The organism is Sphingomonas sp. RS6, from assembly GCF_054489705.1.
The window spans coordinates 1-20,737 of record NZ_JBTMWM010000003.1 but is presented as its reverse complement, the minus strand read 5'-3'; the positions used below and the strand labels follow the sequence as shown (position 1 = coordinate 20,737).

The window sequence follows — 20,737 nt, the reverse complement described above, 5'->3', positions numbered from 1 at the left end:
AAGCCTTTCCGCACTCAGCTTGGCCGGTTCAGGCGGGGGTGCCGTGGATTCACCGGGAGCACGCGGTTCCGGGCCAGCGTCATCCTTGGCGGGACCGCTCATGGGCGTGCCCTCCCCTGCACTGCATCGGTGCGGGAAATGCGCACGACGGCCTGCGGGTTTTCGCCAAGCCGCAACTCGGCCGCGCCGAAGAGGCGATCGACAATGTAGTGATTGCCGCTGACACGGTAGTTGACCAGCTGGCTCTGGCCCAGCGGCCCAACCACGAACAAGGGCGGCGCCTCGCCCTGATCGAGCCGGGCGGGGAACTCGATATAGACCTTGTCGCCATCGTCCCATGCCCGGACGGGGCGCCAGGGCGGATTGTCGCCGGTAACGGCATAGCGGAAACGCAGATTGGTGAGCGCGACATTGTCCGCCACCGGCCGTGTTTCCTCGGCACGTTCGTTCTGCCGCTGCAAGGCCAGCAGGCGATCCTGCGGGTGCGTCCAGCTGAACGCCGCCATCGCGGTCTTGTCGGTGCTTTCGAGCGCCAGATGATGGGCGCGCCGGTCGGTGGTGATGACCATGTTGGTCGCGAGCCCCGGCGCGAAGGGCTTGACCGATATGTGCGCCCGCGCAGTCTCGCCGGCCCTGCTCGAAGTATCGCCGATGACCCAGCGCACGGTATCGCCCGCGGAAATCGCCACGAGCTTCTCGCCGGGCTGGAGCACGATGTCGCTCACCTGTTCCGGCGCGGCGTAAAGCCGGTAGAGCGCACCCTCGGTCCAGGGGTAGACCTGCACGGCATAGATATAGCTGGCACTCGACGGTTCGCGCGTGGCCGCACGGTTTCCCGCTTCGACCCGCGCGGTGGGAGGTCCGGCCTCAGCCCTGACCAACGGCGGCGGGAGAAGCTGCCCGGCTAGGGCAGCGGCACGGGTGTTTCGACGATCTCGACGGGCTTGGCTGGTTCAGCCTCAAGCACGGCAGGCCGGAATTGCGCGCTGACCGGCTTGGGCTTCGCTGACGGGCTCATCGTCTTCAGCCGCAGCGGAAAGCCCCTGATCATCGACTGAACGATCCGTGCGCCGCTCGTCTCACGAACCACCCGCCCCGGATAGCCAGGATAGATGTCGGCCCCGGCATTTGAGGACGAAGTCTCGACTGCGCCAAAAAGCGCAGCAACTTCAGAAGAAGATGCCTTCAGCCGGTATAAATTGCACATATAGGAAGCGTATCGCCCGCATTGCACGCCTGCAACAACGCGCGCTGGTAAAACTTAAACGGCTGAAGGTCCCGACCGGAGCCAGCCGCTCCATTTTCGCTGCGGCCCGGGCCGCGTTCGCCACGATCGGTCATTCGCCATGCAAAATCATGTCGAGCGGGAACGTACCCGATCGGGCGCTCCCACTGTCTTCGCTCCTTTGCTCAAGAAGGCGACATCCGCGCGCTCGCAGCTATCCGACGGCGTTCAAAAGCTGCCACGACGCTTGCCCAATCTACCGTCAAGCGCCAGGATTTGGCCCTCGGAAACAAGTCGCTGCTGCAACTGCGGATACGGCACCGACTGAACGGGCACGTTGCCTGAAATCGCCAGATCGGCGGCCGCGGCGGCCGATTGACCCAATATCATGAATACCGGTTCCATCCGGATCGTCCCATAGGCAATGTGCGATGCAGACAGCGCGACCGGGACAAGGAGATTGCCCGCTTCCTCCCGCTTCGGCACGATCGCATCATAGCTGATCGGATACGCGTGACCGACAGGCACCTCGATATTGCCTTCGTTTCGCACGTGCCCCTCGGCGTCGACAATGCGCTGCACATTGTGCGAATCCATCTGGTACGATCCCATCCCGATCGGTCGCGGGGTCGGCTCGAGCCCGCGCACGTGCGGCTCGGCCATCACGAAATCGGAGACCATCCGTCGCGCTTCGCGGACGTACATCTCCCGCGGCCAGCCGCCATTGCTCGTGAATTCGTCACGGCACAGGCCCCAGCGCCCCATTTCGCCACGCGTTTCCCTCGGCACATGCGGATCATGTGCCATGAACCACAACAGGCCCTGCTGATACTGAACATGCTCGCGCACGATCGCCCGGCGTTCGGCGTCGCTGCCCTCGGGATAGCGGTAGTTGCGGCCGATATTGTCGGTTGAGAAGGCCCCGAAATTGTTCATATCCGCCTTGCCATTGGGGATGCGATCGAACTTCTGGAAGAAGTTGCGATAACCCGCATCCATATAGCGTTGGAGCAATGCGTATTGCCCGGCATCATAACCGGCTGGCTTCGGCAAGGGCAGGCGGTTCGACGCGACGTCGGTCAGGCAAAGACGATAGGTATAGGCCTGGATCTTGCTGTCGGCGCTGCCGTCGGGTGCCGGCCTCTCCGGGCTGATCCGCGGCAGCAGCCCGCTCTTCGGGTCACCGGGCACCCGATAGGGGTCGATATCGAGCGTGAACTGGTGATTGGTCGTCTTGCCAAGCTGGACGCCGTTCAGCGTCTCACCATAAGTGGCATTCGCCTCGCGGCCGACCGTGTAGGCGATTCCGGCCGCCGCCATCAGATCGCCCTCATAGCTCGCATCGATGAATACCCTGCCGACGAAGCGCCTTCCCGCCTTCGATCGGAAGGCGATCAGCGTTGCGCCCCGTCGCTCGACGCCGTTCGGCCCGCGATCTAGCGGCTGGTTCCGCTCGACGCGGACGCCCGCACTGCGTACCCAATCCTCGAGGATTTGCTCCGCAACCTTGGGTTCGAACTGCCACATCGCGCCATCGTCGATGAAGTTCTTTGCATCCATTGGCCGCGGCGCATGAGTCCAGGCCGCCGGATCGTCATAATATCGCTTCACGCGGCGATAGAATTCCAGCGCCAGTCCACCGATCGCACGATGATTGCCGGTGTCGGACCAGCTAAGGCCATTGGTGGTCATCCCGCCAAGATAATCGTCCCGGCAGACCAGCGTGACGCTGCGCCCGAGCCGCCGCCCCTCGATTGCGGCAATCACGCCGCCCGACGTGCAGCCATAGATGACGATGTCACTCGCAGCCGGCGTCTCGGGCGCAGCGGCGGTGGGCGTCGCGGCAAGCAGTGCAGCGCCCGCAAGAAGAGTCAGTCGCATCCCCCTGCCCCTCAAAACGTCGCCGCCAGGCCGAAGAAAATGCGCCGGTCCTCACGCGCACTCGTCAGCAGCCGCAGCGAGTCCTGGAGATATTGCCGGTCGACCGAGCGGGTCAGATTGATCGCCTCCACCGTCAGCCGCAGGCTCCGGGTCAAGTTGAGTTGCGCGGAGGCGTCGAGTTGCCCGCGTCCCGCTGCATAGGAACTGCCGCCGGCCGCGGCGCTGCCCTGGCCCAGAAGATAGGTGGAGCGGTAAATGTAGGCGACGCGCGCAGAGAGCGTCTTGTCCTCATAAAAGCCAATGAGATTGTAGCTGTGCTTGGACAGTCCCGGCAGCGGCAGAGGCGCGTCGGTCGCTTCGTCGATTAGCGGGGTTTCGCTGTCGACATAAGTGTAGTTCGCCTGCACGCCGAGATTGCCGAGCAGCCCCGGCAGGAACCGAAGCGACTGTTGATAGGCGAGCTCGACCCCTTTGATCTTCCCCGACGCGCCGTTCACCGGCTGGGTGATTTGAAACACACCATAGGTCTGGCCGGTGCTTGGATCGATCTGGTCGGACAGGCCGGGGATGAATTCGCTCTGGGTGCGGTTGAGCGTGAACGAGTCGACATTCTTGTAGAAGCCGGCGACCGTCAGCGCACTGGAAGGTGCAAAATACCATTCGAGGGTCGCGTCAAATTGCGTTGCCTCGAATGGGCGTAATCGCGGATTGCCACGCGATCCGGTGCGCGACACCAGCAGCGGGACGAAACTGACCCCGACGTCGCTCAGGCTGGGCCGGGCGACAACCTTAGCGGCGGCGAGCCGGAAGGTCAGATCGGGACGGATGTCGAGCGAGGCGTTGGCGCTCGGCAGCCAATAGCCGAACCGCGATTTCGACGCAGTCGGCTGAGTGTCCGACAGATAGCCCGAGGAGATCCGCTCGAACGTGATGTAGCGGACGCCGGCATTGCCGGTGAGCGGCAACGATCCGATCGTCTCGTCGAAATTGCCTTTTGCGTAGAAGGCCAGCGTGTCCTGGGTGACATCCTTGATGGAGACGCGCCCGAAGGGAATCGTGTCCGCGCGTGGCACGGGAATGCCGAAGGCATCGCGCGCGGCCTCCTTGCTCGTCGTGCCGCCCAGAATGTCGCGCGGGAAATTACCCGGTACTCCCGGGTAAAAGCTGCCCTGCTGGTTGTTGTAATCCAGCCCGGGAAGCTCGTCGACGGTCAGGATCCCATCACCATTCTTGTCGCCACGCGACAGAAGGCTGGCAGCCGTGGGAATGTTCTGCGGCGCTTCGGAATAGAACTGGATCGATTCGTACCGGCTTCCGACCTCGATCGATGTGAGCGGACCGGCCTCGGTGCGGATGGTGAAATCGATCCTGCCGTCATAACCGCTGTTATCGGTGCGGAAATCGTTCTCGAAGATGGAGGCGAGCTGGTACTGTGCTGGATCGTTCAGATCGAAATTCGAAGCAAGCGAGAGGTCTGGCACAGTGCCGCCGCGCGAAAAATCGACGGTGGCGTTCGCGGAGCGACCAGCGCGGGGCACGACAACATAGGTGAAGGATGCGCCGGGGCCGCCATCGGTCCCTAGGCCTTTCGCATAGGAGGCGTCCGCCTTCACCGTCACGATCTCGCCCTCATATTTGGTCGAGAAGCCGATATTGGTCGACTTGAACTCAGTCGGCTCGTCGTAGATCAGCGGGCGTACGGTGACGCCGGTATAGGTGGAGCGCACCACCGTCCCGTTCGCATCCGCGACCGCACCCACGTCGTTGTCGTTGAGCAGAACCTGGAAATTCGCGCTCTGCCGGTTGCGCTTCAACCGCGTGTAGGTGCCGTCGAGGATCATTTCCCAGCGCTCTGCCGGTCGATATTGAACCGAGCCGTTGAGCGTGAGTCGTTCCTCGGCACGATCATAGATCCGCGCCATGTAGCGATTTGGACGATAAAGGCCGGGGTCGTTGACGCCATCGCCGTCGCCGTCAATGTTGTTGGTGCGGGCCCAGCCGCCGGTGTCGAACGAATAGCCGCGCGTGTGGGTGTTCGAGTAGGCCGCGCTTGCCAGGACTCCGAAATTGTCGCCGAACGTCTTCGATACCAGAGCCGAGCCGCGATAGCCCAGATGATCCGCCTGATCGGTATAAGCGCCCTGCAACCGGCCACTGACGACGAAATTACCCAGCTCCAGCGGCCTTTTGGTCTTGAGATTGACGGTAGCGCCGAGCGCCCCTTCCGGCATGTCAGCGGTCGGCGACTTCGACACGACGATGCTGGAGATGATTTCGGGGCTGACCGATTCCAGCGATGCGCTTCCGCCGGCGCCGGGACCGAGGAAGGTGCGGCCATTGATCTCGAGCCGGTTCTGCGAAATGCCGCGCACGGTGAAGTTTGATCCGTCGCCCTCACGACGGGTGATCTGAACGCCGGTGATGCGGCTCATCGACTCCGCAACGTTCTGATCGGGAAGCTTGCCGATGTCCTGTGCCGTGATGACGTCGACGATGTTGCCGGCGGCACGCTTGACGTCAATCGATTGCTGCAGCGACGCGCGTATTCCGGTGACGACGATTTCCTCGGCCTCCGACGGCGCCTCCTGGGGGGCCATCCCGGCCCCCATCTGACTCGGCGCCGATCCCACTTCGACTGAAGCTGGCATCAGCGATGCGCGTTCGCTCACGGCGCGGCGCCGCAGGACGATCGCGCCACCGGCACGCACGGGCTCCAGGTTCGTCCCTTCGAGCAGCAGCCGCAGCGCCGCGGCAACGTCTAGCGATCCCTTGACCCGATTGACCCGAAGATTGTCCGCCAGCGAGCCCGGCACGAGAATCTGAATCCCGGCCTGATGGGCGAACTGCGGAATGCCGGTTCGAGCCGGTTGCGGGGAGACATCAAACTGGCGGGTCTGCGCGCTGGCCGCCACCGTCGGGGCCATGGAGACAAGTAGGATGGCGGCTGAGCCGAGCATTTGCGAACGCACGGAAAACATGGGTGAACCTCTCCCTGTCGCGGCGCCTTCTGTTTCGAAGCGCTCACCCCCTACGAGGCATCGCGGGCGCAATTCCGTCAGCGCTGCCCCACATTTTTGCGCGTGACGTGGATTGCCTGGGGGGTGATCGTCACCCGGGCATCGAACGATGTGGCCAGCGTCGCGGCGAAATCGCCGGGCCTGTCGATCTGGAAAAGGCCGATCAGGCGCTCTCGCGCCAGCGCGGGATCATCGACGACAAGTTGTTGCCGGTTGTAGCGGTTGAACTGGGCGACGGCGCTGGCGACGGTTTCGTTTTCGAGCGCGATTTCGCCACTGCGCCAGGCGAGCGCCCGAGAGATCGCACCGGGGGCAGTGCCCACAACGGGTATTGCCTCCCCCACACGGAAGCGCGCGAACTGACCCGCTTCGACGATTGTCATCGCGCCGCTCGCGTCGGCAGCCCATACGGCGACGGCGCCTTCAGTGACGGCGATCTCGACACCCTGATCACGTCGCTCGACAGAAAACGCCGTTCCTACAGCCCGAGCCATTGCGATCCCGGCATCGACCACGAATGGACGAGCCCGGTCTTTCGCAACCTGAAACCATGCCTGGCCGTGATCGAGGGATACCCGGCGGATGTCCCGCTCCAACGCCACGCTGAGCGCGCTGTCGGTGTTGATCATTGCGATCGAGCCATCCGCGAGCGGCAGGCGGCGGATCTCGCCGCGTGCAGTCTCGACTTGCTGGCCGCGCAAATAGTTCCAGCCGAACAGCCCGGTGATGCTAGCGGCCAGCGCAGCGCCTGCGGCCGCGAGAAAGCGGCGACGCAGACGTGATCGCGGTTTCCCCACCTGTCCTGGATCGGCGAGCGGAGCGATCGCCTGATCGACAAGACTCAGCCCGGCCATTGCCCGCAGAAGCGCGCCGGCATGGCTAGGATCTTCCGCCAGCCACACTTCCAGCGCCGCCTGCTCTTGTACATCGAGCGGGTGGCGCAGCGCCCATTCGGCGGCGACCTGCTCAACGTGATCTGGCATGGGCCTTTTCCTCCTTCACCGGAGAGACAATCTCGCCCGGGTCGGTGAGCATCCGCAGGATCGCACGAAGACTGCGGCTGGCATCATTCTCGACCACGGTTTCGGTTACACCGAGCCGTGCGGCGATTTCCTTCTGGCTGAGTCCATCGACGCGGCGGAGCAGAAAAATGCTGCGTGCTCGATCGGACAGGGTGCCAAGTGCAGCGCGAACACGATCAAGTTCCTGCCGACCGGCCGCGACCCGGTCCGGTAGAGGCAGGTCACTCACCAGTTCCACGGTCTCGCCTTCGGCAATCGGCTCGATCCGGACGACGCGGGCGCGCTGCCGTTGCCGATGGACGAGGTTTCGCGCCATAGCGAACAAATAGGCCCGCGGCTCGGCGATGTGAGCGACGCCGGAGAGCTGCGAAAGCCGACAATAGCATTCCTGCACGATATCCTCCGCGTCCTCGGCCGCCATTACGCGCGACCGCAACCAAGCACGAAGGTCGCGCTCATGGGGCAGGATTTCGCGTCCCACCCATTCTGCCAAAGCCGTCCGTTCCGTGTCCCCTCTCCTCTCTGCATCCCTAGAGACTTGAAAACGAAGTTTCCGTCACGTGCGGGGTCGCGCCGCTTGCAGGTGGCAACCTTGATCCAAGGAAGCTGATGCCAGCATCCGCAACAGCATCCTCGCTCGAACGCCCACGGGCGATGGACTCTCAGAAGCGACATTGATGCTCACGCAAGCGCGCATCATCGTCCTTGGTCGGCTGATACCGGATCACCCTGCGGCTCACGCCAACCAGACTGCACCCCTCCGCAGCCTTTCCAACGATGCTCCGCATCGCCGGAACCTTGGGCTGCTCCGCCCGACGCTCGCTCAGACCGTGATGTTCACGAGCATGGGCGACCGCTTCCCGCTTCGCGCCGGGCGTCACCATTTTTTTGACGTCAGATCCTTCAGCACCACATTGTCCAGCATCGCCTCGGCCAACAGCTTCTTCAGCCGAGCATTCTCCTCCTCAAGCGCCCGCAACCGGCGTGCCTAGGATACTTCCGCCCGCCGTACTTCGACTTCCACTTGTAGAACGTCGCAGAGCTGATCCCGTGGCGACGGCACACATCCGCCGTAGCCATGCCCGCTTCCTGCTCCTTCAAGATCGCGATGATCTGCTCTTCGCTGAACCTGCTCCGCTTCATATCCGTCCGACTCCTTCGAGGCGGACTCTACCTTCTCGCGGTCACATTTTAGGGGCGCACGTCACCGACAACAGCCGTTCCACCGTGCACTTGGCGATCACTACGCCTTCACGCCGCAGCTGGTGCCAGACCTTGCGCGTGCCATAGAGGCCGAAGCTGACATCATGGACGCGCTGGATCTGCGCCCGCATCTCGTCATCGCGCCGGGCACGAGCGGGACGTCTGTCAGGATCGGCAAGACGGGCGGCGTGCTCAATGGTAGGAGGATGGGGCGATCGCCAGTTCCCGGCAGATCGGCTCGATACCCAGATCCTCGCGATGGGCGTCGATGAACGCCATCATCATCTGCCGTGGCGGTCGAGCTCCGCCATCGCAAAATATGCCGATGCCTTGCGCAGGATGTCATTGGCCCGTCGCAGCTCCTTCACCTCCCGTTCCAGCAACTTGAGCCGTTCCCGGTCATCGGCGGCTTGCGCCGCTGGTCCCGTTCGTCGGCTCGCCTCCTCGCGGCACCAACGGCGCAGTGTCTCGGTCGTACACCCGACCTTCCCAGCGATCGATGTCATCGCCTACCACTCCGACGGGTAATCCCCTCGATGCTCTTCGACCATCCGCACCGCGCGGTCGCGAAACTCAGGCGAGAACTTGTTCCTCGTAGCGCTCATCACAGCTCCTTCTCACACATAGGAGCCTCCGGAAAACCGGGGACACTTCACACCGGCAGCGGCCAGTGCTTCGAATACCGCCTGCCAGACACCCAGCCCTAATGCCGGTCATCGCCAATTATCCGACGGATGTAAAACCGAATCTAACAATCAAACAGGACAATGAGCCAGAACTATAAGCGGTGTTTATTGATGTCTAACCTTAAAATACATTGCATCGTCTGGCAATGATGTTCATTGGAAATACACAACATAGCGTTCGCAACCATCGAGAAAGAACATTGGTGCAATAATTATAACGACGCCCGCGGCACCCCAAGTCATCGCCATTTCCACCACCCCTGCCGGTTGGCGCCGGCGACAAGGGGCGTAGCCGGCGGCCATGCAAGATGGCAGCGCCATCACGAGCTCGCCTCAACCCGGCGAAAGCCCTTTGACAGACCGTGCAAGGAGAAAGCATGCGCACCGCGTTGGTTACAGGTTCTGCCGGATTCATCGGTTCGTTCGTGTGCCGCCGGCTTCTCGACGAGGGGTTCCGCGTCGTCGGGATCGACGCGATGACGGACTATTATGATGTCGCGCTGAAGGAACAGCGGCTCGCCACCCTCGCGGCATCGAACCATTTCCGCAGCGTCCGGGACTATGTCGAAGCCCCCGGCCTGCTGTCGCGCCTGTTCGCAGAAGAACGGCCTGAGATCGTGATCCACCTCGCCGCCCAGGCCGGGGTGCGCTATTCGATCGAAAACCCGCGCGCCTATCTGGAAAGCAACATCGTCGGCACGTTCGAGCTGCTCGAAGCGGCGCGCGCGCACCCGCCCGCGCACATGCTGCTCGCCTCCACCTCCTCGGCCTACGGCGCCAACAGCGAGATGCCCTATCGCGAGACCGACAAGGCCGATCATCAGATGTCCTTCTACGCGGCGACGAAGAAGGCGACCGAGAACATGGCGCACAGCTATGCGCATCTGTTCGGCCTGCCGATCACGATGTTCCGCTTCTTCACGGTCTACGGCCCCTGGGGCCGGCCGGACATGGCGCTGTTCAAGTTCACCAAGGCGATCCTCGAAGGCGACCCGATCGACGTCTACAATCACGGCGACATGAAGCGCGACTTCACCTATGTCGAGGATCTGGTCGAGGCCATCCAGTTGCTCGTCGCCGTTCCGCCGTCGCCGCCGGCCGCCCGCACCGCCGCGGTCGACGGCGACAGCCTTTCCCCCGTCGCCCCCTGGCGCATCGTCAACATCGGCAATTCGAACGCGGTGCAGCTGACCGACTTCATCGAGGCGATCGAAGCCGCCACCGGCCGGACCGCGATCAGGAACCTGATGCCCATGCAGGCCGGCGACGTGCCCGCCACCTGGGCAGACGCGCGACTGCTCCAGACGCTTACCGGCTACCAGCCCCGAACCGACGTCCGCGAAGGCGTCGCGAAGTTCGTGGCATGGTATCGGGCGCACTACGGAGTCTAGGAACGTGCCCCGCAAGGTCGCGTTCCTCTCGCCGGTCGCCTATTTCAAGGGCGGCGCCGAACGCTCGCTGTTCGATCTGATGCGAAATCCGCACGTGCAACCGCTCCTCATCGTCCCGGAAGAAGGGCCGGTTTCGGCGCGCGCCGCGAACGAGGGCATCCCGTTCCGGTGCCTCGATTTCGGGCAGGTGGCGGCGATCCGGCGCCCGGTTCGGCCGGCGGGCGTCGCCGCGGCGGCGGGTGACTGGCTCGGCGCGGCGCGCGGTCTGAAGGCGATTGCCCGGCAGGCCGGGGTCGATCTCGTCCACAGCAATGGGATGAAGGCGCATTGCATTGCCGCGCTATCCCGCCGGATCGGCGGCCCGCCCTCCGTCTTCCACGTGCGCGACATTGGCCTCCGGCCCAGCGAGCGCCTGATCTGGCGCGCGCTCGCCAGGTCCGCCGACCATATGGTGCTGGTGAGCCGCGCCTGCTGGCCCGGCCAGCGCCTGCCGGGCAATGTATCGGTGGTGTTCAACGCGATCGAGCCCGGCGATACGGTGCTCGCCCCGCGCGCGCCGGGCGCGGGCATGATTCTCGGCATTTGCGGGCGCATCCACCCGTTCAAGGGCCATCATGTCGCATTGCAATGGCTCCATGCCGCCCGTTCGCGCGGCATCGACGTCTCGATCAGGATCCGGGGTGAGGCGACGGCGGAAGACCGGGCTTATCTCGAATCGCTTGAAACGATGGTGACGACGCTCGGCCTCGGCGATGCCGTCCGGTTCGACGGCAGCTTCGATGGGTTGTCCGCCATCTATGGCGGTCTCGATGCGGTGGTCGTGCCGTCCGATACCCCCGATCCGCTGCCGCGTTCGGTGATGGAGGCGATGTCGCTCGGGCTGCCGGTCATCGGCTTTCCCGCCGGCGGCATCGTCGAGATGATCGATCATGGCCGGACCGGCTGGCTTGCCGCCGATGCCGACGGCTTCTGCACGGCGCTCGGCGAGATCGCGGCGCTCGGCGCCGATCTGCCGGCGTTCCGCAGCCGGATGGCGGCGGCCATCGCCGATCGGTTCAGCATGCCGCGCCTGCATCGCCAGATCGCCGGCATCTATGCTGGCGTGCTCGGCGAATGAGGCAGATGCGGCGGCATCCGGCCAACCAAAATCGATCAACAAGGGCATAGGCCGATGGCTTCCAGGCGAATCCTCTTCATCATCCGCTCGTACCGGCCGGACCAGGTCGGCGGCGGCGCCAAGTCGGTCCAGACGCTGGCCGAAGGGCTGGCGGCGCGGGGCCATGACGTGCATGTCCTGCGCCTCTGCCCGCCGGGACAGGAAGCCGCCACGCTGCGCGCCGCGATCGACGCCGGCGTCGCCGGTCCGGGGAAGCCGGCCTTGCACGTGCTGCCCATTCGCAACGTCTATTGGCCCTATGACAACAAGCACCATTCGCGCCTCGCCAAGGCGCTGTGGCACGCGATCGATCTGTACAATCCCTGGGCGGCCCGCGATCTGCGTCGCCTGCTGAAGGTGATCCGCCCCGATGTGGTCAACACCAGCATCATCGACGGCTTCTCCACCGCGATTCTGCGTGAGGCAAAACGCAGCGGCGCCCGCCTCGTCCACACGATGCGCGACTATTATTTGATCTGCAGCCGATCCGGCATGTATCGGGGTGGCCACAATTGCGCGTCGCTATGCGCCAGTTGCCAGGTGGTTCGCGGGATCAACCGGCACCAGGCCCGGCATGTCGACCTGTTCCTGTCCAACAGCCAGTTCGTCGCGGACATCCATCGGCGGCACGGAGCGTTCGATCGAGAGAAGCCATGCGCGGTGCAATGGAACGTCAACGATCGCCCCCTCGCGCCGACGCACCGGACACTCGATGAACGGGCGCCGATCCGCTTCGGCTATATCGGCCGCCTCGCGCCGACCAAGGGCGTAGAAAAGCTGATCGAAGCCGCGGAAAAGCTGCCGAAGCACGGGCGCGACTGGTCGCTGGTCATCGCCGGCGATGGTCCGCCCGGCTATGTCGCGCAATTGAAGGCGGCGGCAAAGCATGATCCGCGCATCCGCTTCATCGGCTGGCAGCCGGCCGACCAGTTCTACGATCTGGTCGATCTGGTGATATGCCCCTCGGTCTATAACGAGCCGCTGCCGCGCGTCATCTACGAAGCCTATGGCGTCGCGATTCCGGTCGTCGCCTCGAACGTCGGCGGCAATCCCGAAGTCGTGACGCCCGGCGTCTGCGGCGAATTGTACGACGGTGACGACGCCGCCGACCTTGCCGAAAAAATCGATCTGTTTCGCCGGATGTCGGCCGAAGCCTATGCCCGCTACAGTGCGGGCGCGCTGGCGATGGGCGCGATGTTCATGCCCGATCAGGTGGTCGACAGGTACGAAAGCCACTTGCGGCGACTGCTGGGCGATCGCCAGGCCTGATCGCCGGCGACGCGGCCGGTCCGCGACAACCCCGACCCAAACGCCGGATTTTGCGCGCTTCCCGCTTCCGCCCGCCACGGGGGCGGCGCGCCGCGCGCGCCGATCGATGCCCCCCGGCGGGCCGATGGCGAAGGCGCCACCGGCCGCAGCATCGCATCAGCCATAATCATAGGTGTAGTAATCCGCGTCGCTCTTCCACAGGCCCGGGTCATACATGGTCACGAGACCGCCGATCAGGTGCGACGCCGCCGCGCGCACGCGGCGCGCGGCCTGCTTGGCCTGGCCGTAATGCGCATTGCCGGCCGCGACGACGAACAGCGTTGCCTCCACCTGATTGGAAAGCTCGACGGCATCGGCCAGCGCAAGTACCGGCGGCCCGTCGACGATAATCACGTCGAACTCCCCCTCGAACGTGCGAAACAGCTCGGCGACCGGCGCTCCGCCCAGCAACTGTGCTGCGTTGGGCGGCGACGGGCCGCTCGGCACGAACGACAGGTTCTCGAACGGCGTCGGCAGCACCGCGCCTGCAAGCGTGGTCCGCCGCGCCAGCAGGCTCGAAAGCCCCCCGCCCGCGTCCTTCCGCTGATTGAGCAGCATGTGGAGTGACGGCTTGCGCAGGTCGGCGTCGACCAGCAGTGTCTTGCGGCCGATGTCCGCGAACGCCTTCGCAATGAACAGCGCGCTGGTCGTTTTGCCCTCGCCCATCCGGCTGCTCGTCAGCAACAGCGAACGGGGGATGCCGTTCGGCGACGAGAGCTCGATCGCCGTCCGAACAGACTGATAGGCTTCCGATATCGCGGAACGCCGGGCGGTGTTGCCGATATCGAGCTGCGCTCCCTCCGCCTTCGGCACCACCCCCAGCAGGGGAAGGTGCAACTTGGCTTCCAGATCCTGGGGGTCCCGGATCGAATCGTCGAGTTGCTCGCGGGCAAAGACGAACAGCGCCGCACCGGCGAGGCCGGCGATCAGCCCCAGAACCAGGATGACGCCGACGCGGGGAGAAACCGGGTCCTTCGGAAGCTCGGCCGTGTCCACCGCGATGACGTTGTTTGCCGCCGCGCCCGCTTCGGCGCTCACTTCCTTGAAACGCTGGAGCAGCCCCTCATAGAGTTGACGGTTGGTGTCCACTTCGCGCTTCAGGATGTTGTAGCGAACGCTGCGATCCTGCTCGGCGAGGCTGGTCGCCTTGAGCTGCGCAACCTGCTGGGCAAGCGCCTGTGATTGCCGCGCGGCGATGCGATATTGTTCCTGGAGCGACTGGCGCACATTGGCCGCCAGCGTGTTGATCTGCTGGTCGATCGTGTTCAGCTGGGCCGTCGCCTGCGCGACCAGCGGATGATCGGGTTGCAGGCGCTGGCGAAGCTGACCCAGATTGGCCGACAGTTCGGCGCGGCGGGCGTCGAGCGCCTGCACCGCCGGGTTCGCCAGCACTTCGGGCAGCGCCATCAACGGGACGCCGGATGCCTCGCGCCACCGCTCCTCGGTCTGGATGCGTTTGGCTTCTGCGGCGATATAGGCTTCGTTCAGATCGACCAGATTGGCGGTCGTCAGCGATCTCGGGCCCGATTCCTGATCGCGTTGCGAATCGGCGCCGCCACTCGCATCGATCAGGCTCGCCTCACGGGAATAGTCGATCAGCGCGCGTTCGGAGCCTTCGAGCCGCTTCTTCGCCGCTGCCAGCTGCGTGCTCAGAAATTCCCGGGCATAGGCTGTCGTCGAGAACTTCCGCTCGATATTGCTCTGGATGTAGTTGTCCGAATAGCTGTTGGCGATGCGCATCGCGACCGCGGGGTCGCGGCTGGTGAATGCGATTTCGATGATGCGCGAATTCGGCATCTGGCTGATGCGCAGGTTCTGTTGCAGCAGATCGGTGACCACGCGCTCGCGAAGTTTGCCCGTGCCCAGCTTCGCGGGATTGCGCCCCATCGCCGCCAGGAAGCGGTCGTCGCCGGCCAGTCGCAACTTCGCGACCACCCGTGCGGCGAGCGCCCGGCTTTGCAACAGATTGACCTGGGTCTGGAGAAACCGGTCGAACTCGGCCCCGACAAGGACGGGCTCGCTTTCCTCGGTGCCCAGCACCTTGGCCGATTGCTGGCTGACCTCCACGCTGGCGCGCGCGCGGAACTGCGGCGGCGTGATCATGATGATGCCCACGCCGCCCAGCAGCCCGAGGCACAGGATCGCAAGCACGTACCAGCGGCTTCGGAACAGCGCCGTGCCGAGCGCCCTGAAATCGATGCCGCCTTCGCGATCGTCGCGATCGTCGATGAAGTCGCGTTGCCCCGCCTCGTCGGCATAATCGCCGCCGTCAAAGGGGGCGCCGGCATGGGCGTGGGTGCGATGCGCGGTGTCCATAAATCCGTTCAATCTCCAGGGCCCTCGTCGCTGCGTTTTTGGTCCGGGGTTTCGGCCGTCGCGGCGCCGGGGCAGGTCGTTTGTTGCTCGTCGAGTGCCAGCTAGTCGGCGTAGAATCGGAAGACGTTCAGCAGCGGTGCGGCTTGAAGAATGTCGCGCCACAGTCCCTTCACGTTCGAATATCCGACGACGACGATGTCGTTGCCGAGGATCTTCGGGTCTGGATCTTCGCCGCGTCGGATTCGGCCCAGGTCGAATACCGCGGCCATTCGCCTCGAATCGACCGTCCTGAACACGACGACTTCCTTCATCGCGGCGGTCCGGTTTTCGCCGTGTGCCAGGGCGATGACGTTCAGCAAGGTGGTCGGGCCCTTGAGGTCATAGACACCCGGCTCCTCGACCTGCCCCTGCACAGTCACGCGTTGCGAGACCGAACTCGCGACGACGACGGTGACTTCGGGGCGGACATAATATTTCAGCAGCTTCTGCTGGATTTCGCGCGCGAGCTGGTCGGTGGTCAGGCCGGCCGCCTGCACCGTGCGGATCAGCGGCATCGAGATGTTGCCCGATACGTCGACGGGCACCGCCTTCATCGTCAGGTCGGGCTCCTGGAACACGCCGATGTCCAGTGTGTCGAGCGGCCCGATCACATAATCCCTGGTCAGTTCCTCGGGCGTAGGCTGCAGCGCCGCATAGGCGGCCGCGCCGCGCGGCACCGACTCCACGACGTTCGGGCCCGCGCATCCTGCCGCGGCGGACGAAAGCGCCAATACCGCCAGGCACCGCCCCACATGATTCATTTCGATACTCCCTAACAGCATTGCGCATCGCTGCATCGCCGCGGCGCGGTCGCAGCGCCGGCGGCTATTCATGGTCGGCCGCCGCGATGGCGACGTCGTCCACCCAGATCGATTGCGGATCGTGCGCCGGCGCCAGGATCAGGCGCAGTTCCTGCCCGGCGCAGTCCGTGCCGATGGTGAAGCCGATCTCGCCCCGCGCCCACCCGTCGCGCGCTGCGGACCATGTCGCAGGCCCCGCCGCCGCCGCCGCCGCGAAGCCGGGGGCACAAGCGATCGCCCAGGACGGACGGCTGGCCGCCCCCCCCTCCGCCCGTACGACAAAGCGAAGCGTGTACGCGCCAGCCAACAGAACCAGCCGCTGCCGCACCACCGCGCCCGCACCGATGCCCTGCGACACGACGTGCAGCGCCCTGCCCCGCCAGGCATGGTCGGGCACCCCGATGCCGATCTCGGCCCCCAGCAGGCCGGCCGGTTGCCAGGTGAACGGACCGATCCCCCGGACGTCGCTGCCCGAGCGCTCGAATCCGCCGTCGGCGATCCACCCGTCACCCCCCGCCGCCTGCCAGATCGCCCGCGCATCGCGAAAGCGACCCGCACGCCACAGCCGGTCCAGCAGCGACGCGGACTCCGCCGCATCCGCCGGCGCCCTCCCGGCGGCGAGCAAGCGATAAAGTTCCGCGACGTCGGCACCGCGAACCCGTGCGTCGCCGGCAAGGCCGGTCAGGAACGCCGCCCGCCACGTCGGACGAAGCGCAAGCTGATCCGCCAGCGCCGCCCGGCCACCCGCATTGGCCAGCAAACCGCGAAGCGCGCCGAACAGCAGCGCCGTCTGCTGGTCCTGCCGCAGCACGGCGTCGGCGCGCTGCACCGCCACCGCCGGATCGCCCAGGTCGAGCGCGCGCTGGATCAGCCATAGCTGCGTCGGGATGTCGCGCCAGCCAAGCTGCCCGCCGAGCAGCATCGCCCGCCCGGCCACCGCCTCGTCGCGCATGGCCGCCTCGGCCAACCCGAACGCGCGCAGCGCCGTCGCATCCATCGGCGCCTGCGCCAGCGCGTCGCGTGCCGCCTGCCGGCTTCCGCGCCAGTCACCAAACAGCGCACGCTTGGCGGCGAGGCGCGACAGGGCCGCGTCGTTCCCCGGCCACCAGCCGAGCGCCCGCGCCGGCGCGTCGCGGCGCAGGAAATGGGACGACATGCCGACGCGCGCCGCCTGCCACGCCAGCGCCGCGCCGATCGCCAGGCAGGCGGCGCCCCCCGCCCAGGCAAGGCCCGGACGGTCCCGACGGTCGCGCCGGCGCCGCCCGCGCGGAAACAGCATCGCAATGCACGCGGCGAACGGGACCGACAGTGCAGGCATCCGCAACGGATAATCATCGGCCGAATGCATGAGCAGGATAGCCACGATCCCGGCGGCGGCGATCGTCAACGGCAAGGGTTGCGACGCCGTCTTGCCGCCGCGCGGCAGCGCCCGCACGAACGCCAGCGCCGTCAGCCCCAGCGCCGCGACCATCAGCACGAGCACGGGCAGCCCGCCCTCCAGCGCCAGTTCGAGATAGTCGTTATGCGCGTGATTGACGATCGGCGACGCCATCTGGTCGAGCGGCTCGACGGTGGCATAGATGGTGGTGAACGTGCCGAGCCCGCTACCCCATGGCAGGAACTGGCCGATCGCATAGAGGGTGTTGGCCCAGAAATCCTGCCGCCCGTCCTGCGAAACCGTCGCGAAGCGCGCCAGCGTCGTCTGCCCGGGCGGCGTCTGCGCCAGCGCGAACGCAAACAACACAAGCGCCGCAAGCCCCGCGAACAGCCGCCAGCGGCGCCACATCGCCGGAGCGCGCAAGTAGCTGCCCAGCAGCAGCACCGGCACCACCGTCAACAGGCCGGTGCGCGACGTCGTCCCCAGCACCGCCAGTGCAAGCAGCGTCGCCACGCCGATCGCCGCCGGCCCCTGCCAACCGCCGCACTCGCGATCGGCAGGGCCGGGCACCAATGCCGCGACGATGCCGATCAGCAGGAAGGTCGCGCTGTGGTTGTGGTTGACGAATAGGCCGATCGCGTCGTCCCGATGCGCCGAATCGAACAGTGTGAACGGCCCTTCGCCACCGCTTGCGAGTTGCAGCGCCCCGAGAATCGCACTCAGCACCGCCGCTGCGGCGAGCGCGCGCAGCACCGCGATCCGCCCGCGCGCATCGAGGAACGTCACCGCCACGAACGCCGCTGCGGGCGGCAGCAGCGCCAGCAGCGCCTGCAGGGTGGCGCCAGGGCGGAGCGACAACGGGCTCGCGCTCCCGGCAAGGCCGGCATGGGTCCGGATCGCCGCCGCCAGCGCCCTGCCCGGGAGCGCGGTCCACAGCCCCCAAGGCAGGGGAACGAGTTGCAGCACCGGCAGCAGCAGCACCGCAATCAGCAGGAGCAGCGCCGCCACCGTCATCGCCGGCATCTTCAAGCTGGCCAGCTGCGGGACGAGCCAACAAAGTGCAGCCACCGCGACGATTTCATCGATCATCGAGAGCACGGGATAATGCACCCCCGCACCGCCAATTGAAATGACGATGAAGAATCCGATCACGATCACGGCAATACTTGGCTGATTGCCCCGACCATCTTTCATACGATCAAATAGCATTGGAATTCGCCACAAGCGGCGCCGATACTAAATCGCACCGCGAAAATACCTGTGTTGGCCTGCACATTTTATTAAGCGCCGACGGATATCCCCTTCGCCTGAACTGGTGATGGTGATGGTGATGGGGATCAGGCGGACTCCCGCACGCCGGATGGCTGCGGTTCGATCGCGCGCGCTCGCGGCCGCGGCAATTGCATTGTTGGCGACGGCGCCGGCCTGGGCCGGTAATGATGCCGGGCGCGCGCCCTCCGCCACGCAGGATCTCCGGCTGGCCAGCATCGCCTATCGCCTCGCGACGCGGAACGGCGATCGATGCCAGAACCCGGATCGCCTGACCGGCATGCTGATCCACGATCGCGCCTCCTATGACCAGCGCGATCGGGCGCTGGTCGCCGCCCGCTTCGGCCTTGCCGACGGCTTCGGCGTGCGCGGCGTCGTCGCCGGCGGCGCCGCCGACAGGGCCGGCCTCCGCAACGGAGATGCGATCGTTGCGATCAACGGCATCGCAATGGACTCGTTCGAACGTGGCCTGATCGGCCAGAACGCATCCTCGCGTCGCAGCGAAGCGTTTGAATCCGCGCTCGATCGCGCACTGCGGCATGGGTCGGTCGGCCTGGGTGTCATGCGCAATGGAGAGCTGCTTTCGCTGCGCCTCACCGCCGATCCGGGCTGCGGCGGCACGCCGGTCGTGGTCGGGGGGAATAACTTCAATGCCTGGTCGGATGGCCGATATGTCGCCGTCACCAGCCGCCTGATGGCGGACGTCGACAATGACGCGGAACTGGCCTTCGTCGTTGCCCACGAAATGAGCCACAACATCCTTCGGCACGAGGAGCAGTTGAAGGGACGATCGGGGCTGCTCGCGCAGTTCGGGATCGGGGCCGGCCGGGTCAAGGTCACCGAGATCGAAGCCGACACGCTTGCCGTGGGCCTGCTGCAACGCGCCGGCTATGATCTCGACGCGCCGGCGCGGTTCTTGGCGCACGCCGCGCACAACCGCCCATTTGATGTTCCAATTACGCATCCGGGCCTCAAGCGCCGCATCGGCATTGTCACCGCGGAAATCGCGCGGCTGAAGGTCCATTCACCACAAGAACCGGCCGTCGCCCTGTCGAACACGGCCCATGCCGCGCCCGCGCAAACGGCCGCCGTATCAACGACGCGGCTGACGGCGTCCGCCGTCACCGGAACGGAAGATTGATCCGAATCCCGGCACTGCGGATCGGTTGCACAAGACTGCAAGCCATTGCGCCGCCCACGGCGGCACACGCTCGGGCGCCCAACACAGGACCCTAGAGCGGCGCCGTTCGGAAGTCGCTCGATGCGGCCCGAACGCTTCGCCCCGCCTGCCTGCCGACGCCCTGCCTATTCGGGACTTGCGGTCGCAACCGCGATGGCACCGGCGCCCGCCCCGGCCGCCGCAAGCAGCGCCAGAGGAAGGCCGAAGAAGGAATTCCGGCGCCGCACACGCGGACGCGCCGGTTCCGGCGTCGTCTCCTGCGTAGTCTGCTCGCTCGCCGCATCCTGTTGCCCGCTCGCCGCATCCTGTGCCGGTACAGCCTGGAGCGGGAGCACCATGTTGGGACGCAGCGGCGCTGCAACGGCAGCCGTCGCGATCAACGCCACCGCCAAAGCACCAAGCGATAATTTGGCAATCATGGCCAACCCTTCGTTTAATTTCAGGACTGACCGCATAGTGCGGCTGAAACGTCAATACTGTCAAGTATTTTCACGGTCCATATATGTCCCATCTCGGGCTAATCTAAAACGCGACCGTCGGTTAGACTGTAATAAATCTTGGACCATGTGTCGACTTTAGACAGTCATATTCTTGATTAGCTAGGAATATGCGTGAAATCTAGAATGGATCCTGGCGGTGCTGCGATGGATGCACCAATCAACCCATGCCGACTCAAGGCCGGCATGAAGCGTCCAGAGACGCCTGGCGATCAGGCGTCCCCCCCCCGCACGACCCGTGGTGCAGCGCCGCCAGGCTTGCCGACGCCGGTGTACTGCAGTCCGGCGCGCTCGAGCTCGGCGGGCGGGTAGATGTTGCGCAGGTCGACGAGGATCGGTGCCTTCAGGCTGTTCTTGATGCGCGTGAGG

14 protein-coding genes, 2 pseudogenes and 1 other annotated feature are annotated in these 20,737 nt (G+C 65.4%); of the genes and pseudogenes, 4 read left to right on the top strand and 12 right to left on the bottom strand.

The genetic code is table 11. The features are described 5' to 3' along the window. Positions 1 to 98: 98 nt before the first annotated feature. From trbG to ACX40Y_RS07270, 8 genes and pseudogenes are all read right to left on the bottom strand, one after another. Entirely contained in the window at positions 99 to 881 is a 783-nt protein-coding gene (trbG, locus tag ACX40Y_RS07305; RefSeq protein ID WP_459118898.1) for a P-type conjugative transfer protein TrbG, read from the bottom strand. Positions 882 to 904: 23 nt separating this feature from the next. After that, the gene (locus ACX40Y_RS07300; protein ID WP_459118897.1) at positions 905 to 1,207 is read right to left on the bottom strand and encodes a hypothetical protein; all 303 of its coding nucleotides are present in this window, start codon (positions 1,205 to 1,207) and stop codon (positions 905 to 907) included. Between the two features lie 246 nt (positions 1,208 to 1,453). Beyond that, positions 1,454 to 3,106, bottom strand: a complete 1,653-nt coding sequence (locus ACX40Y_RS07295) for an FAD-dependent oxidoreductase (RefSeq protein WP_459118896.1) — start codon at positions 3,104 to 3,106, stop codon at positions 1,454 to 1,456. An 11-nt stretch (positions 3,107 to 3,117) separates the two neighbouring features. After that, positions 3,118 to 6,018, bottom strand: coding sequence for a TonB-dependent receptor (locus tag ACX40Y_RS07290; RefSeq protein WP_459118895.1), 2,901 nt, complete (start codon positions 6,016 to 6,018; stop codon positions 3,118 to 3,120). Positions 6,019 to 6,161: 143 nt separating this feature from the next. Further along, the gene (locus ACX40Y_RS07285; protein WP_459118894.1) at positions 6,162 to 7,025 is read right to left on the bottom strand and encodes a FecR family protein; all 864 of its coding nucleotides are present in this window, start codon (positions 7,023 to 7,025) and stop codon (positions 6,162 to 6,164) included. A 64-nt stretch (positions 7,026 to 7,089) separates the two neighbouring features. Continuing rightward, positions 7,090 to 7,626, bottom strand: coding sequence for an RNA polymerase sigma factor (locus ACX40Y_RS07280; protein ID WP_459119232.1), 537 nt, complete (start codon positions 7,624 to 7,626; stop codon positions 7,090 to 7,092). 202 nt (positions 7,627 to 7,828) lie between these two features. Beyond that, positions 7,829 to 8,288: pseudogene (locus tag ACX40Y_RS07275) on the bottom strand (transposase); the annotation flags it as partial. Positions 8,289 to 8,356: 68 nt separating this feature from the next. Then, a pseudogene (locus tag ACX40Y_RS07270) lies at positions 8,357 to 8,953 on the bottom strand (IS3 family transposase); the annotation flags it as partial. After that, positions 8,558 to 8,672, bottom strand: a sequence feature (AL1L pseudoknot). (Overlaps the previous pseudogene by 115 nt.) Positions 8,954 to 9,411: 458 nt before the next feature. On the opposite strand from ACX40Y_RS07270, the gene ACX40Y_RS07265 reads away from it, so the two are divergent. From ACX40Y_RS07265 to ACX40Y_RS07255, 3 genes are read left to right on the top strand one after another with little or no spacing between them, the layout of a single operon-like run. Next, a complete protein-coding gene (locus ACX40Y_RS07265; RefSeq protein ID WP_459118893.1) occupies positions 9,412 to 10,425 on the top strand; it encodes an NAD-dependent epimerase/dehydratase family protein in 1,014 nt (337 codons plus the stop codon). Between the two features lie 4 nt (positions 10,426 to 10,429). Next, the gene (locus tag ACX40Y_RS07260) at positions 10,430 to 11,542 is read left to right on the top strand and encodes a glycosyltransferase family 4 protein (RefSeq protein WP_459118892.1); all 1,113 of its coding nucleotides are present in this window, start codon (positions 10,430 to 10,432) and stop codon (positions 11,540 to 11,542) included. Positions 11,543 to 11,596: 54 nt separating this feature from the next. Further along, positions 11,597 to 12,850, top strand: coding sequence for a glycosyltransferase family 4 protein (locus tag ACX40Y_RS07255; RefSeq protein ID WP_459118891.1), 1,254 nt, complete (start codon positions 11,597 to 11,599; stop codon positions 12,848 to 12,850). Between the two features lie 156 nt (positions 12,851 to 13,006). Here ACX40Y_RS07255 and ACX40Y_RS07250 read toward each other — a convergent pair whose 3' ends face one another. From ACX40Y_RS07250 to ACX40Y_RS07240, 3 genes are all read right to left on the bottom strand, one after another. Beyond that, entirely contained in the window at positions 13,007 to 15,205 is a 2,199-nt protein-coding gene (locus ACX40Y_RS07250; protein ID WP_459118890.1) for a GumC family protein, read from the bottom strand. Between the two features lie 101 nt (positions 15,206 to 15,306). Then, the gene (locus ACX40Y_RS07245) at positions 15,307 to 15,930 is read right to left on the bottom strand and encodes a polysaccharide biosynthesis/export family protein (RefSeq protein ID WP_459118889.1); all 624 of its coding nucleotides are present in this window, start codon (positions 15,928 to 15,930) and stop codon (positions 15,307 to 15,309) included. 139 nt (positions 15,931 to 16,069) lie between these two features. Beyond that, positions 16,070 to 18,574 carry an O-antigen ligase family protein gene (locus ACX40Y_RS07240; protein WP_459118888.1) on the bottom strand — a complete coding sequence of 835 codons (2,505 nt, stop codon included), beginning with the start codon at positions 18,572 to 18,574 and terminating at the stop codon, positions 16,070 to 16,072. A gap of 166 nt (positions 18,575 to 18,740) precedes the next feature. On the opposite strand from ACX40Y_RS07240, the gene ACX40Y_RS07235 reads away from it, so the two are divergent. Then, complete coding sequence (locus tag ACX40Y_RS07235) at positions 18,741 to 19,832, top strand: M48 family metalloprotease (RefSeq protein WP_459118887.1); 1,092 nt, start codon at positions 18,741 to 18,743, stop codon at positions 19,830 to 19,832. Positions 19,833 to 19,996: 164 nt separating this feature from the next. Here ACX40Y_RS07235 and ACX40Y_RS07230 read toward each other — a convergent pair whose 3' ends face one another. Beyond that, complete coding sequence (locus ACX40Y_RS07230; protein WP_459118886.1) at positions 19,997 to 20,290, bottom strand: hypothetical protein; 294 nt, start codon at positions 20,288 to 20,290, stop codon at positions 19,997 to 19,999. Between the last annotated feature and the right edge of the window lie 447 nt (positions 20,291 to 20,737).